This is a genomic window from Lysinibacillus sp. NPDC096418 (genome assembly GCF_044762775.1).
Taxonomy (GTDB): Bacteria; Bacillota; Bacilli; order Bacillales_A; family Planococcaceae; genus Lysinibacillus.
Genome location: NZ_JBIWEY010000025.1, coordinates 12,297 through 27,345, shown reverse-complemented (window position 1 = coordinate 27,345; position 15,049 = coordinate 12,297). Strand labels below are relative to the sequence as shown.

At 35.8% G+C, this 15,049-nt stretch carries 11 protein-coding genes; 8 read left to right on the top strand and 3 right to left on the bottom strand.

Going from position 1 to position 15,049, the window contains the following annotated elements; all coding sequences use genetic code 11:
• Nucleotides 1-221: 221 nt before the first annotated feature.
• From ACIQZG_RS16810 to ACIQZG_RS16800, 3 genes are all read left to right on the top strand, one after another.
• Complete coding sequence (locus ACIQZG_RS16810) at nt 222-809, top strand: TetR/AcrR family transcriptional regulator (RefSeq protein WP_402756637.1); 588 nt, start codon at nt 222-224, stop codon at nt 807-809.
• Between the two features lie 278 nt (nt 810-1,087).
• Nucleotides 1,088-1,333, top strand: coding sequence for a hypothetical protein (locus tag ACIQZG_RS16805; protein ID WP_402756636.1), 246 nt, complete (start codon nt 1,088-1,090; stop codon nt 1,331-1,333).
• Between the two features lie 56 nt (nt 1,334-1,389).
• Nucleotides 1,390-3,351, top strand: coding sequence for a serine hydrolase domain-containing protein (locus tag ACIQZG_RS16800; RefSeq protein WP_402756635.1), 1,962 nt, complete (start codon nt 1,390-1,392; stop codon nt 3,349-3,351).
• A 689-nt stretch (nt 3,352-4,040) separates the two neighbouring features.
• On the opposite strand, the gene ACIQZG_RS16795 is transcribed toward ACIQZG_RS16800, so the two are convergent.
• Complete coding sequence (locus ACIQZG_RS16795; protein WP_402756677.1) at nt 4,041-5,225, bottom strand: YhgE/Pip domain-containing protein; 1,185 nt, start codon at nt 5,223-5,225, stop codon at nt 4,041-4,043.
• A gap of 172 nt (nt 5,226-5,397) precedes the next feature.
• Here ACIQZG_RS16795 and ACIQZG_RS16790 point away from each other — a divergent pair, with 172 nt between their 5' ends.
• Nucleotides 5,398-6,006 (top strand): TetR/AcrR family transcriptional regulator, encoded by a 609-nt coding sequence (locus ACIQZG_RS16790; protein ID WP_402756634.1) that lies wholly within the window; start codon nt 5,398-5,400, stop codon nt 6,004-6,006.
• A 57-nt stretch (nt 6,007-6,063) separates the two neighbouring features.
• On the opposite strand, the gene ACIQZG_RS16785 is transcribed toward ACIQZG_RS16790, so the two are convergent.
• Nucleotides 6,064-6,666, bottom strand: a complete 603-nt coding sequence (locus ACIQZG_RS16785) for a LysE/ArgO family amino acid transporter (RefSeq protein WP_402756633.1) — start codon at nt 6,664-6,666, stop codon at nt 6,064-6,066.
• Between the two features lie 101 nt (nt 6,667-6,767).
• Here ACIQZG_RS16785 and ACIQZG_RS16780 point away from each other — a divergent pair, with 101 nt between their 5' ends.
• A complete protein-coding gene (locus ACIQZG_RS16780; protein ID WP_402756632.1) occupies nt 6,768-8,195 on the top strand; it encodes an aminotransferase-like domain-containing protein in 1,428 nt (475 codons plus the stop codon).
• A 34-nt stretch (nt 8,196-8,229) separates the two neighbouring features.
• Here ACIQZG_RS16780 and ACIQZG_RS16775 read toward each other — a convergent pair whose 3' ends face one another.
• Nucleotides 8,230-9,381, bottom strand: coding sequence for a 3-phenylpropionate MFS transporter (locus ACIQZG_RS16775; protein ID WP_402756631.1), 1,152 nt, complete (start codon nt 9,379-9,381; stop codon nt 8,230-8,232).
• Between the two features lie 98 nt (nt 9,382-9,479).
• Between ACIQZG_RS16775 and yeiL the strand changes: the two genes are divergently transcribed.
• The 3 genes from yeiL to ACIQZG_RS16760 all read left to right on the top strand — a co-directional run bounded on the left by yeiL (nt 9,480) and on the right by ACIQZG_RS16760 (nt 14,862).
• Nucleotides 9,480-10,145 carry a transcriptional regulator YeiL gene (gene yeiL, locus ACIQZG_RS16770; protein WP_402756676.1) on the top strand — a complete coding sequence of 222 codons (666 nt, stop codon included), beginning with the start codon at nt 9,480-9,482 and terminating at the stop codon, nt 10,143-10,145.
• A gap of 188 nt (nt 10,146-10,333) precedes the next feature.
• Nucleotides 10,334-11,314: a diaminopimelate dehydrogenase gene (locus tag ACIQZG_RS16765; RefSeq protein ID WP_402756630.1), complete on the top strand. Its 981-nt coding sequence runs from the start codon at nt 10,334-10,336 to the stop codon at nt 11,312-11,314.
• 434 nt (nt 11,315-11,748) lie between these two features.
• Nucleotides 11,749-14,862 (top strand): BTAD domain-containing putative transcriptional regulator, encoded by a 3,114-nt coding sequence (locus tag ACIQZG_RS16760; protein ID WP_402756629.1) that lies wholly within the window; start codon nt 11,749-11,751, stop codon nt 14,860-14,862.
• The last annotated feature ends 187 nt before the right edge of the window (nt 14,863-15,049 follow it).

Here is a 15,049-nt window from a genome sequence, read left to right as displayed (position 1 = left end):
TTTATCAATTAATTATAAAATTTTCCTGCCTACAACGGTAAAATTATCCTGTTTGAATCGACTCAAAAGTATAGGACTTTGCCTGCATATCTATTTATTTTGCATTACGTTAATTATTATCAAGCAAAATATAGGTGTTGACAGCTTATATAAGAGAGATTATTATTTTATTATGAATTAAAAAATAAATTAATTCATAATAAAACGAGGTGGTGTAATGAATGGCAAAAGGACCAAAAGGCTTTTCTGATGAAGAAAAAGGTGAGCTAAGAACAAAGCTTTGTACTGAATGTGAGCGGAGTTGGGCATTACATGGGTACAAGAAAACAAGTATAGGTGAATTAACAGCGAAAATAGGAATATCAACAGGATCATTTTATTTATTGTATTCGGCTAAAGAGGATTTGTTTTGCGACACCTTAGAGCGTGTGCAAAATAGGTTAAAAAGCAAATTGCAAGAAATTATTAATAGTGAAGGGGGCAAAGTTGGTTTTATTAGTTCCATGAAATGGCATTTTGAAGAATTTGATAAATCACCATTTCTATATGATCTGGGAACTCCAGATTTCTTGGCCTTTTTAAATAAATTACCTAAAGAACGTATCGAGAAACTACACTTTGATAGCGCAAATTTTTTCTACGATATCATAGATCTTGCAGGGCTCAGACTGAAAGTTGAAAAAGAAAAAGCTTATGCTGTAATAAGTTCGATGCTATTTATAGTGACAATGAAAGATAAACTTGCTTATGACCGTTTTGAAGTATTTGAATTTCTATTAAATAGTACGGTAGATAAAATATTTGAATAAAGAGAGAAAAAATCGATGGAGGGATAAGAGGTTAGCTGAGAATTTTTTTTGAATGAATTTCTGGATTTTTGAAAAACATTAGCACTACTATTCATTCTTTTAAATATTGCTGTCTGCATAATTTTGCTTGTGACTGGAGTGGTCTTTCTTAAAAAAGTGGTTAAAACAAGAAAGCAAGAATTTGCGGTCAAATTTGTATCGTAATTTCTATTTTGTTTTTTCTTAGGAGCTATATCTGACTGGGGTGTTTCCTATTTCATATTTTAGAAAGGAAATATATGATGATTGATAAAGTGTTTAGCAGCATGAATAGCGCGTGTAAAAAGGTCGGGGAATTAGCGGAAATTTCCATCAGCTTTCCCAAACCCAGCAAACAGTCATTCATAATAAGTTCACTTACAAATGGGATGACGGGGATTGTTTTTATTCTGGTTGGAATTTTTTTATCATATAAATGGATGCTAGCGCTAGGTGTATTAGGCATTGCAGCCAGTGTAATAACAGGTATACAAGCAAAGAGATAAAACTTATGTTTCTAAAAATAAATTAAGATTACGTAATGGAAAAAAGGAGACTTATAATGAAAAAAACAAATAGGCTGGTTGCATTTGTAACTATCGTAATTTCAATTTTCAGTTACTTTTTCTACTTTCCCATGTCAGCATTTGCAAGTACTGAAGTAACTCCATCAGGGGTGGATATTTCAAAAATCGAAACAATAGTTGATGATATTATGGAAGATAAAATAGGGGTTACCGTACCGGGAGTGGCAGTTTCTATAGTTAAAGACGGAAGGCTAATTTTCAACAAAGGGTATGGGGTAGCAAACATAGAGGAGAATATTCCTGTTGATCCCACATCTACTGTATTTGAAATTGGATCGGTCAGCAAAATTTTCACATGGACTGCAGTAATGCAGCTAGTTGAAGAAGGAAAGATTGATCTGCATACAGATATACGAGAATATATCGGATATGATCGCCTAAAATTGGTTTATGATAAACCAATTACGATATTTGATTTAATGAACCATACCGCAGGATTTGAAGAAAATGCAAGCGAAATGCTTACTTTTGATAAAGAAAAAGTTATTCCTCTTGAAAAATGGGTGAGTGCAAAACATCAGCCCAAGCAAATATATGAACCAGGAACGGTTATCGCATATTCTAACTTCGGTACAGATATTGCCGGATATATAGTGGAAATTAAGTCTGGAGAACTCTTTGAAGAATATGTAAAAAACCATATTTTTGATCCCTTACATATGCAAAGAAGTACTGCCTATGCAAATTATTATCACCTGCCTGAGTTTGTAGAAAATAAAAGCAAGGGTTATGGCAGTTCGTCAGAAGGATTCGAGCTGCTACCAGAAAACTTTTTAAATGAGGCACCTGCTGGCGCGATTACCTCAACCGCGGAAGACATGGCAAAGTTTATGATCGCACAAATGGATTATGAGGGTGCTTTAGATAACTCATTATTTAACTCGCTTCAAACGCTTAAAGAAATGCATGCCGATTCCCTTTCTATTTCTGCCGGTATGCCTTCTAATGCCCATGGATTTTGGCAGCGTCAGGAAAAAGGAGTTCGCTTACTGGAACACGGAGGAAACACAACCAATTTTTCTGCATTTTTAAGTCTCGTCCCGGAAGAGAATTTCGGTGTTAGTGTGCTTACTAACGTAGCTGGAGAATCGGGTGGTGTGCGGACTGAAATTGTAGATAAGCTTTCTAGCCAGTTTTCTCATCAAGCAACGGTTACTGTACCAAATATCCATACCCAAAATCTCTCTGGAACTTATTATTCGGGCCGAATGATTCATAGCAACTTCCTGTCAAGTTTATATTTGCTTTCTGGTGATAGTATTGTGGTAAAGGACATGGGGAACGGGGAAATTGAAGTACGGCCTTCCATCGATCCAAATCGAGAAATACTTCACTTTGCAGAGGTCGCCCCCTTGGTTTTTGAACGAATGGATTCCAATCCATCTATATTGGAACGAAGCGGAGGATCTCTCTCTTTTTTATCCTTTGAGTTAGATGAAAACGGTCAGGTTGATAAAGTTCGCACTGGAAATATTCGTGACTATTTAAAAATGCCGCTATACAAAAACATCCAGATCAACCAGATTGCTTTTGTTTTTTGTATAATAATTTTTATTACAGGCTCCATCGCTGCTCTCGTGTCCGTGATTTTATTTAGAAAACGTAAAAAGCAGGGAATCTCTCTTAATATACCGGCATATAAACAAACAAATCTATTACCGGTTATCGGTCTATTATGTATGGTTAACATGATAGTGACTATATTGAGGTTTATGTCGGCTATGGCCTCTCCAATTGGAGATTTTAGGATACACCTAATAATCAATGCTGTTTTGTCTATTGGCATGGTAATTGTAGCTATCCCTATTCTAAGATCATTTAGAGATAAGCGAGTTAGCGTAAAAAGGAAAATATGGAATGCTATATTGGTAGCAACTATTTGTATGTTTATTATATTGATGCTTCAGTACCGCTTCCTGTTGTTTTGGAGTATATAAATTGTCGCCAAATTTGCTACTGCTATTTTAATGTCGGTAAAAGGTACTATCAAACTCCACCCTGGTTAACGTTTAAATACCATATAGATTTTAATAAAAGCAGGCAAAGTTAATTAGCCCCCTAAAAGTTAGACATGGTTATTTCATCAGGCAACTTGCTTTCCTACGTGAGTCGACTAGTTCTTCGGTACAATCTATAAAATTGGGATTATTTACAAGTTTGATATTTGTGGGGAAGATGAGGAATAAGGGTATATTTTTACAATAATCCCCTGATCAACGCGTCTGGTTTTGTATAATAGTATCCGATATACTTTTCTAGCTCTTGTTTAAAATGCTCAATACTTTCAAATTCCTTTAAATAAAGAAGTTCGATTTCATAATTCGTTTTGCCCCTTAGTATTTGAAGTAAGGGAGTCTATTACAAAAGAGCTCAGTTATATTCTTCATTTCCAAATCAAAGCTGGAGATGAAAGATTACTGCAGCACAAAACACGTAAATATAATGTTAAAAGAACCTGGATTTCAAAATAACTTCCAGAGATTAAATAAATATTATTAAGATTCAGCAACATTGGAAAAGTTCAAATTAGCAGTAGTAGGTTTTTAATTCTGTATAGTAAAGTAGGATGTCTTTTTAAAAGATATCCTACTTTATTTCGTTTATTATTGCATTTTAAGTTTTTATTTTAAATATCTGACTGAATATCCTGTTTCGTAATAAGACTAGGTTTTAGTGCAGAAGGTAGTAAAACAATCAGGCTACCTAAACCAATTCCTACTAAAACCATAGTAGGTTGATTCCAACTAAGTCCGTTGCCGAAGAAAAATAATTCACGAAGACCATCGACCATAAAACGCATTGGCAACCATGAATAAATCCAATCATGATAAAAAGTAGACATAAACTCAGGAGGCATTGCAAGGAGCGGTGCACCAAAGAACAATATTAAAACAAATAGTGGCATGGCTTTTATACCAATCCAGGCCAAACCTGCGGAAATCATTAAGTAAAAGCTGAAGAATGCTATTGCTACGAACCAAGCGATGTCTAAGAAATTAGGAATATCTATTCCTATTACGCCAGCCATCCACGTCAAACCAAAACCTGCAAAAACAGCAAGTATCCCACCAATAAGAACCTGTATTAATTGAGCTACGAGCTTTTCTTTTCGATTTGCAAAAAATCGTTTATTCAGTGCTAACGTTATGATAAGTGCTCCAGCTATGCTTGCCATCCACAGTGGTTGGAATAATGAAACTGGTGCATTCCCATTAACGCTATGCTGACCAATCTCATTTACATTGGTAGTGTTTTTTGTGATTGGTGAAGCTAATGTGGCTGCTTGTTTAGTCGTTAGGGTGCGCTCTTGTTTTTCGAAATCAGCCAATAATTGCGCTCTAACATTATTATTCATGTTGTCTACAAATCCATTTAGTATTTGACTAGCTATTGTCGATGCCATTGTATTCATGCCTTGATTTACTAAAATTTGAACTTCTGCTGATATAGGATTTGGCGTTTGAAGAGAGGCTTGCTTTTGACTAAAATCCTTTGGTATGACAAGTGCGGCGTAATACTTTCTATTGTCTAAGCCCTTTTTCGCTGCCTTATAATTTTTTACGGAAATCCACTTTATAGTAGGTTCTTTATCGTCGGCAGTTTTTGTTGTTTCTTGAATCATTGTGGCTATTGTTTCTCCCATATTAACAGTTGTTTGATTAGGAAGTATTACACCTTCATCCTCATTAACAAAAGCAATTGGTAAGTTTTTTTGTGTAGGATTTACTGATGGAACCAAAGTTAAACTAAAAATAAGTATTACTGCTAATACAATAATAGGTGACATCAGAATAAATTTATCCTTTACAATTTTCATTCGAAGTTCCTCCCTTGATTAATTAGTGAACATGTTGTTGATTTATGATCACAATGTAAATTATAATTTATCCATATTAGATAGCAATAATCAATACAAGGTGATTTGTCTATTACTAAACAGAAAGCTATACATTGTTCATTATTGAAGGGAAGGATGAATGGGTATGTCCAATCAGAAAACAGATCGACGAATTGTACGAACGAAAAAAGTCATTCGAGAAGCTCTTACAGACTTAATTGAGGAAAAAGGGTTTGAACTGATTACAGTCAGAGACTTGACAGAGAAAGCAGACATAAATAGGGGCACTTTTTATTTACATTACCAAGATAAATATGATTTGCTGAAAAAAAGTGAAGATGAACTGATTGAGGGGTTGAAGGATTTTATCCACGAAATAAATCCAAGCATAATTCTGCAATCTAATTTACAGAACGAACCGCTTCCATTTTTAGTGAAATTATTTGGGTATATAGAAGAAAATGCACGTTTTATGAAATTAATATTAGGACCCAATGGAAATCCTTCGTTTCAAGATAGAATAAAACAATTTATGAGAGCTAACTTTATAGAGAAAATCATGAAAGATTTAAACAAGGAGGAGCTTTTAGTGCCAATGGAGTATCTTATGAGCTATGTTACTGCTGCTCATCTTGGTGTCATTCAACAATGGTTAGCAAGTGATACGAAACAAACACCCCGAGAAATGGCGTTAATCTTAATGAAGATATCGTTCTTCGGACCGGCTCATGTGGCTGGATTGAAAGAGGCGTAGAAAAACAGGAAAGACATTTTGATCTTCCTGTTTCTCTATAAAAAAACATGCGGTTCATTACAGAAGACCACGTAATAAATAAATAGCGGTAGCCCAAATAAATACAGCAGAACATTTGTTAAACACGTTCATTAGTTTTCCAGAGCTGTCGATTTTTTTTAACGATGCACCAGCGAGTGTAAGTCCAAAAAACCAAAGCCAAGAAATCAAAATACAAGCAGTAGTGAAATAGATTAGTGTAACACCACTATATTTCAAAGCGCTTGTCCCGATTACGCCAATTGTATCTAAAATAGCATGAGGATTTAACAGGGATACCGACAGTGCAAACAAGATTTGTTTTTTTATAGGCAATGCTTTATTCTTTTCGGTTGTTGTAGGCTGAGATTGCCAAATAGCAAAGCCCATATATAGTAGAAAAAGTATACCTGCAGTCATTAGCGCTAACCGTAACCATTCAAATTGCAATACAAGTACAGATAGACCAAAAACAGCAAGTAAGATAAGTAATGTATCACACAATGCCGCAGTAATACTAGCTGGGAAGGCACGAACTAAACGCTGTTGCGTGGCACCTTGTGAAAAAACGAATACATTTTGTACACCTAACGGCAAAATCAGTCCCAATGCTAATAATGCGCCATGCAGAAATGCTTCCATTTGTCATACCTCCTTTCCTTCATTAGTTTACATATGTTATAACTAAATGAAAACGACCAATTGGATGGTTTTATAGCCATCCAATTTTTAAGGAGGGAATTATGAGCTGGCAACCGAAAAGAGATGCACAAACGACGTTACAGCAGCAAATCATTGATTGGATCATTGGAAACATCGAACGAGGAAACTGGGTAGTGGGGACCAAACTCCCGACACAAAGACAGCTCGCGCTGCAATTTGGTGTAAACAGAAGTACTGTACAGCAGGCATTGGAAGAGCTAAAAGCGGATGGATTACTAGAAGGGAAGGTTGGGTCTGGTGTATTTGTTGCAAATAATTCTTGGCATGTACTAATAAAGCAAGCACAACCGAATTGGCAAAATTATATTGAGACAAGTTTACATAAACCTAATTATCATACAATTCAGCTAATCAATGAATATGAGCAACGTTCGGATGTAATTCGCTTAGGAACAGGTGAATTGGCGCCGAGTCTGTTACCGAAGGCTGAAATTGAGGCTTCTTTACGAGAACTAACATTGCATCCAAAAGCTTTAGGCTATTCTTCACCACAAGGTAGTGAAGCATTACGATCGGCTATTTGTGGTTATGTGAAAAAAAGGGGTATTCAGGCTTCACCACAAAATGTGTGTATCGTTTCAGGAGGGTTACAGGCATTACAGCTAATCGCAGTTGGCTTATTGGAGCAGGGTGCTATCGTCTTTCAAGAGGGGACCTCTTATTTAAATTCTGTACACCCATTTCAATCAGTTGGTATGCAAATGGTACCTGTTGTACGAGATACGCAGCTAAATATCATACTGGAACAAAGAAAACGTAAACGCCAAGCAATTTTTTATGCAGTCCCCACATTAAATAATCCAACAGGGGCAGTATGGTCTCAAGCTGAAAAAGAACAGCTTTATGAAGCTTGCAAGCAATTACGTATACCTATTATTGAAGATGATGTCTATCATGAATTACTTTTTGATGAAACATCGAAGCCTATAAAAGCAATAGACGAAAATGGACAAGTTCTTTATATTGGTAGTATGTCAAAAACATTAAGTCCTGGTCTTCGGATAGGTTGGGTAGTTGGACCGACAACCGTTATCGAGCGGCTTGCTGATATTAAAATGCAAACGGATTACGGTTCTAGCGCTATTTCACAGGAAATTGTGTTGCATTGGCTCCAGACAGGAAAATACGAAAAGCATATCAAACATTTGAGACATGAATTACAGCAAAGGGCTATTTTTGTAGTAAATATATTAAAAGAGAACTTTGCTGAAATCGCTAGTTGGCAGCAACCAAAGGGTGGTTTTTATATTTGGCTAAAATTTCATGAACCAATAGTAGATAAAGGGTTATTCATGAAGTTATTACAGCATCATGTACTAATTAACCCAGGGTATATTTATGACCCACAAGATGCCCACCATATACGCCTTTCTTATGCATACGCGACAATGGAAGAATTAGGTGAAGGCTTGCAAATATTGCACGATGTAGTCGTGTCAAAAAAATGAGCTGTCTCCAGTGTTATCGAGACAGCTCATGCTTTTAATATTGAAACTTCTTACGAGTGGCAAGAATGATAATAATCGCTGGTACTGTACAAATAATCATTGCTAAAAATGATAAGCCTGGCGAGATTTCATATAGATAGCCACCTAAAAACGTAAGAATCGCAGTGCTTAGACCCATGGCAAGCGCTGAATATAAACCTTGGGCATTTGGAATTTGCTCTTTTGGCAATGTTTTTGACAAATAAGCGATGAAAGCATAATGTGCTAATGCGAAGGATAGAGTATGTAATATTTGAGAGAATACAAAAATCCATACATTTGGGAAAAGGAAAATCAATACCCAACGCAATGTCGAACCTACACCTGCTAATAGCAGTAGCGATGATGTGCGCCATTTTGTAAACAATGTATCTGCTTTCATGAAATACAAAATTTCGCAAATAACAGCTATGTTAATGATCATTCCCATATAAAGCGGATTAACGTTTAAATCCTCCAAATAAATATAACCATAACTATAATAAGATGCATGTGCTCCTTGTAGTAAAATCAGGATTACTAAAATAACTGGGAAGCCTGTTACTTTCCAAAGTGTTTTCATAGAAAGTGATTGTTTTCGATCTTCTTTTGTAGGAACAGCGAGCAGTACTTTCGGTGTTGCCGTTAATTGCATTAGCAACATACCAATCAGACCTACAATCATGCTCCAAAAGATCATTTGCTTACCAAATACACCTGTGAGCATACTAATAATGAGTACTGCTATCACGAAGCCAAAGGAACCGTATGAACGGCTTTTACCATAATGGACGTGATTTTGCTGTACAAGTGTTGCTGCACTACTTTCTATTGCTGGTAATAGTGCCGGATAAAAGATGCTGAATAAAATCGTCACAATGAATAGAGACGTAAAAGAAGTACTTGGAATATAAAGTAGTGCCGTCACGAGTGCTCCAAGTGCTAAAATTCCATTAAGATTTTTGTTATTCACGTATTTTGCGAGTGTTGGAAAGAAGAATAAGTTAGAAGCTGCTCGGGCAAGTAAACCACAACCCATTATAAGACTTGCTTCTGATACGGTTAGTTGCTTTGCATCAACAAGCCAGCCAGTCCAGTAGGGTAAAAATATTCCCCATGTGAAGAAAAAGGCAAAGAAATTTTGAGAAAGCCATCGTTGATTGTTCATAAGATTTCGTACCTCCATTAACTATGTTGAATAATAGCACGTTCCTCGATAGAATAATGTGAGATATCTCATATTTTGAAAGGGAAGTGATGAAAAATATGCAACTATTAACAGGTAGTAAACGCACGTACTATTTAGAGCAATATCCCATTGATGACTTTTTCTCGTTTGATATACAACCTTACATAGAATTATGCCAGTTTGAAAAAGGAGAGTGGATTTTCAAGGAAGGCTCATACCCAGATACGATGTATTACATGATTGAAGGGAAGGCTAAACTTTATGTAACACACAAAAATGGTAAGGTATCGCTGATTGAATATATTGAAGCGCCTTGTTTTATGGGGGAAATTGAATTATTAAATGAGGGCCGGTATACAAAGGGAATTCAGACAGTGTCACAAACCATTTGTTTGTCGATAGCGATAAACGGATGTAAGGAAAAATTACTTGCTGATGCTGTGTTTTTGCGCAGAATTTGCGTTTTTCTTGGACAAAAGCAAACTGCAGTGACCGCAAAATATACTCAAAACCAGGTTTATCCACTCGAAAACCGATTAGCGGCTTTTATTCAGCTATCATCTGATCAAGGCTATTACAAAGAAAAGCATACTGAAATATGTGAGTACTTGGGTGTGTCTTATCGTCATTTATTGTATGTGCTTGCCCAATTCTGTGAAGAAAAGATCCTAGAAAAAACAAAAAAAGGGTATCATATCCTCGATGACAAACGCCTTGCAAAATTAGCACAAGAAATTCAATAAAAACCCTGATTTTAATTTGTAACCGCATTCATACCATTGTCGGATAGTACTCATACAAAACTGGTATAGATTATGGTAAAAAACACGTACTCAAACTATTGTGAATTTTTCTAACAAAAAGTATTATTATAGATAGATTTAACGTGAAAGACTTCACATAGTCACGTTAACGTAAGGAGGAATTTTTTATGAGTAAGATTCGAGTTGGTATTGTAGGTTACGGAAATTTAGGGCGCGGTGTAGAATATGCGGTTTCACAAAATCCAGATATGGAAGTAGTGGCTGTTTTTACACGTCGTGATCCTTCTTTAGTAAATGTTGCAAGTAACGCAAGCGTATACTTAGTAGACGATGCTGAAAAATTCCAAAATGATATTGATGTAATGATTTTATGTGGTGGTTCGGCAACAGACTTACCAGAACAAGGTCCACATTTTGCACAATGGTTTAACACAATTGACAGTTTCGATACACATGCAAAAATCCCAGAATTTTATGCTACTGTAGATAAAGTTGCACAACAATCTGGTAAAGTATCTGTTATTTCAGTAGGCTGGGATCCAGGCTTATTCTCACTAAATCGTGTATTGGGTGAAGCTGTACTACCAGTAGGCACAACATATACATTCTGGGGTGACGGCTTAAGCCAAGGACACTCTGATGCTGTACGTCGCATTGAAGGCGTGAAAAATGCGGTACAATACACATTACCAATTAAAGATGCAGTAGAACGTGTTCGTAACGGCGAAAATCCTGAACTTTCAACTCGTGAAAAACATGCACGTGAATGTTGGGTAGTTTTAGCTGAAGGTGCAGATGCTGCAAAAGTTGAACAAGAAATTGTCACTATGCCGAACTACTTTGATGAGTATAATACAACTGTAAACTTCATTTCAGAAGAAGAATTTAATGCAAACCATACAGGAATGCCACATGGTGGTTTCGTTATTCGCAGTGGTGAAAGCGGTGCTAATGACAAGCAAATCCTAGAATTTTCGTTAAAGCTTGAGAGTAATCCAAACTTTACATCTAGTGTTCTAGTAGCATATGCTCGTGCAGCATATCGTTTAAGCCAAGCTGGCGACAAAGGTGCAAAAACAGTATTTGATATTCCATTTGGTTTATTATCACCAAAATCAGCCGCTGAATTACGTGCTGAGTTGCTATAATATTTTTAAGTCCAATTATCAGTATTGATAATTGGACTTTTTTTGAAAAAACTTCTGTATACATAATCAACAATATATATGAAGGTAAATAACAATTTTAATGATTTGTTTCTTGTAACAATCATATAGTATATAGTAAATGGTTAATTATCTAACTGATTGAACAGTTAGAAATTATTATTTTGAGCTTCGCCAAACATTTACTTGACTTAAAAATATAAGCGCATGGAACGAAAGGTTCGCCCCCAGAAAAGCGCCAACTGTAGTGGAATGTGCCGGCATGTACAGTTTTTAATGTAGAGCTATTTTTCAGTAGTATAGATAAAAAGCGAGCATGTAAGGGGTGTTATTATTCAATGACCATTGATATTATTATTCAATCAAAATGTATCTCACCGAGTCCATCAAATTATTGTTTAAATCGGGCGCCACTCATGAAAAAATTGAAAAAGAGTCTGGATCACACATGTACTTTCATTCATAGCGGTGCAGGTTATGGTAAAACAACTTTACTCGCACAATTTTTACATTCTGAAAACATTCCATTTTCTTGGTATACAGTTACAGAAGAAGATGATAATATATTGCCGTTTATAAGGTATGTGACCCATAGCATTCAACGTGTCATCCCAACGTTTGGCGAGGATTTGGAACTTTGGAATCGGCTATCACGGTTTCCAAAAATAGAAGAATTAAATCGTTTGTACAAGCTATTTATCAATAGCCTTTGTACGATACAAGGGCCATTCATTATTGTTATTGATGATTATCATTTAGTTGACCATGAGTTTCACATTAACTATGTTTTAGACAAAATAATAGAATTTGCACCACCTAATATACATCTTATCATTGCATCGAGATCTTTTCCGAATTGGGATATTCTACGAAAGTTAAAACTGCAAATGAAATTGCTCATGATTTCTGAGAAAGACTTAGTTTTTTCAGCTGAAGAAATTTCTGTGTTTTTCGAAGATTATGTAGCGGTACACCTAACTGAGGATGAACTAATGAATGTATTAGAAATAACAGAGGGGTGGGCAATCAGTATTTCATTATTGGCTGAGCAATGGCAAAATGATCCGATTGAACGGTGGTTAACAATTCAAACGACTGATCTCTTTTCATACTTATCTGAGGATGTCTTTGCAAAAATGACCACACTTGAGCAACAAGCTCTTTTGTATTTCGCTATTTTCCCAACCTTTTCGGATGACTTAATCAGGCAGTTTTACAATCAGGAAGTAGCTGATCAATTAGAGTTATTATTGAGCAGGCATTTATTTATTCAACCAATTACCCCTAATGGATTATACAGATTCCACTCTTTATTTAGTAAGTTTCTAGAAATGAAATGGCAGCAAGACCAAACACAATTTATTAGGTTACACAAAAAAGCTGCTTTATATTTTAGTACCCAAGATAATGTACATGCTGTACTACATCATGCTTTTAAAACGGAAGATATTAATTTTTGTGGGGAACTATTGCAAAAGAACGCAGAAAGTGTAGTTAAAGCTGGACAATTTGAATGGCTATTAGAAAAAATCAATCGTTTTTCAGTCAATGAAAAGCAAAAATATTACCCATTATACTATTTTGAAGGTGAATGTCATCGTTTTCGTGCCTATTATGAAAAGGCAAAAAATGCTTATGAAGCGTGCATAATCTTAGCTAGTGAAGCGTGTGACTCCCTCTATATGACCAAAGCACATGCTGGATTAGCGCATATATATCTGGATACTATTCAACCGGCCCTTGCAGAGCCTTATTTAATCCAGGCATTAGAACATGCCAATCATACAACATTAAGTTTAAAAGAGCATTTAGAATTGCAACGCCAGTATGCCGAAAATCTAGTGAATTTAGGAAAAGCCAATCAAGCCAGTCATTTTATTGAAGCTGTCGCTTTAGATGAAGAAATCCTACAAAGAGCCAACGTAGATGTCCGTATTCTATTAAGAACTGGTAAGCTACACGAAGCGATAATTTTATTGGCTAAAAGGCTCGAAGGTCCAGCGCAAATGCTTGCGACGCACCGAGAGAGTGAACTGTTAGCATCATTCGTTCATGGGTTGTTAGGTGAAGCGAAAGAAGCATGGCACACTGCTCAAATAGGTATTCGGAGAGGTGTGCGGGAAAAGTCTGCTTTTATTGAAGCTGTAGGTTATTTACGAAAAGGAAGTGCGCTATTATTATTTGATTTTCCAGATTATGAGGGAGCATACTTGGCTTATGAAAAGGCCATTGCGCTTATGAATACAATTAATATCTCACGTGTGAAAGCAGAACCTTATATGGGACTTGCTATTGTTAAATATGAGACTGGGGACAGGCTTGCTGCTAAAAAGTATTTAGCACTCGGCCTGCATGAAACTGAACAAGTACATGATGCATGGATGTCCGCACTTATCTTACTTGTTGAAGTGAAAATTACCGTTTCTGAAAATGATTTGGAAAAAGCTAAACAGCTACTCTTGAAAGCAAAAATGCAGTTTCAAGAATGCGGCGATAAAAACGGTGAAATGCATGTATACTTCTATCAATCTGTGATTGCCTCCAAAGAACAAAACACACAAGCGTTTAGTATCTATTTCAAGCAATTTGCAAGCTCATGCATTACACAAGGCTACGAATATTTTTTCCAAAGAAGAACCATGTTAGGACCGTCAAATTTAGCAGTTTTTCTTGAACTTTTACAATACAGTGTTCAAAATGACATCGATAGTTCAGCTATTAAAATTATAAAGAGTTATTTTAGCGTAGATCGTAATTTAATATACCCATCATGCGAGATACAAGTTAATTTCTTTGGTAGTTTAAGTTTGAGTCGAGATCATCATCAATGTGAAGATAAGGAATGGCAACGTGATAAAGCAAAGGACCTTTTTGTGTATTTGTACTGTAATCGTCATAGGTATATTCCTAAAGAAGAAATTGCTCATGCATTATGGCCAGATCGTTTAGTTGACTCACTTGATCGTGATTTTAAAGTGATATTGAACGCTCTTTTAAAGGTGCTTGAGCCTACGAGAAGTGCTCGTCAGGATAGCTATTTTATCCATCGGAAAAATAATATGTATCAATTACGGCATATTCATTTTTTACAAATCGATGTTGAACGTTTTCTCTATTATTATCAATTAGGGATGGAAGAATTAGATCCGTATATTTCAAATGAATGGCTTCATCTTGCTGAAACCTGCTATAAAGGGGCGCTTTACGCTGAGAAAAAGCAGCTCGATTGGATTGTACAAGACCGAGAAAAATTTCAAACCTTATATCTTGAAGTACTCGAAAAATTGGCACAAAACGCGATCCATCAACAAAATTATAAACAAGCTATTGTTTATGCGGAAAAAATGATTCGTGAAGATTCGCTATGGGAGGAAGGGTATAGACTTTTAATGTATAGTTACTTTCAATTAAACAATCGACCACTTGCATTAAAATGGTACGAAAAATGTGTGCAACAATTGCACAAAGAGCTAAATACAACACCAATGGAGTCTACAATGGCTATTTATGATTTGATAATTCAAAATTAAAAAACACACTTTGCGAATAAACTGCATAGTGTGTTTTTTTGCGAACAATCCGAATTTTATCTAGGTATTATGATGGCAATGTAGGATTTTCGATTTAATCGGGTAGTGTGGAATATAAAGAGTACTAACTCTAGAATTAATGAATATAATTATTATCTTTAATAGGTGGAATTTTTCATAGTAGTAA

Bases quoted from the DNA above. Each gene is read 5' to 3' on its own strand.
- ACIQZG_RS16810 (WP_402756637.1), top strand. From the start codon at position 222: ATGGCAAAAGGACCAAAAGGCTTTTCTGATGAAGAAAAAGGTGAGCTA.
- ACIQZG_RS16805 (WP_402756636.1), top strand. From the start codon at position 1,088: ATGATGATTGATAAAGTGTTTAGCAGCATGAATAGCGCGTGTAAAAAG.
- ACIQZG_RS16800 (WP_402756635.1), top strand. From the start codon at position 1,390: ATGAAAAAAACAAATAGGCTGGTTGCATTTGTAACTATCGTAATTTCA.
- ACIQZG_RS16790 (WP_402756634.1), top strand. From the start codon at position 5,398: ATGTCCAATCAGAAAACAGATCGACGAATTGTACGAACGAAAAAAGTC.
- ACIQZG_RS16785 (WP_402756633.1), bottom strand. From the start codon at position 6,666: ATGGAAGCATTTCTGCATGGCGCATTATTAGCATTGGGACTGATTTTG.
- ACIQZG_RS16780 (WP_402756632.1), top strand. From the start codon at position 6,768: ATGAGCTGGCAACCGAAAAGAGATGCACAAACGACGTTACAGCAGCAA.
- ACIQZG_RS16775 (WP_402756631.1), bottom strand. From the start codon at position 9,381: ATGAACAATCAACGATGGCTTTCTCAAAATTTCTTTGCCTTTTTCTTC.
- yeiL (WP_402756676.1), top strand. From the start codon at position 9,480: ATGCAACTATTAACAGGTAGTAAACGCACGTACTATTTAGAGCAATAT.
- ACIQZG_RS16765 (WP_402756630.1), top strand. From the start codon at position 10,334: ATGAGTAAGATTCGAGTTGGTATTGTAGGTTACGGAAATTTAGGGCGC.
- ACIQZG_RS16760 (WP_402756629.1), top strand. From the start codon at position 11,749: ATGAAAAAATTGAAAAAGAGTCTGGATCACACATGTACTTTCATTCAT.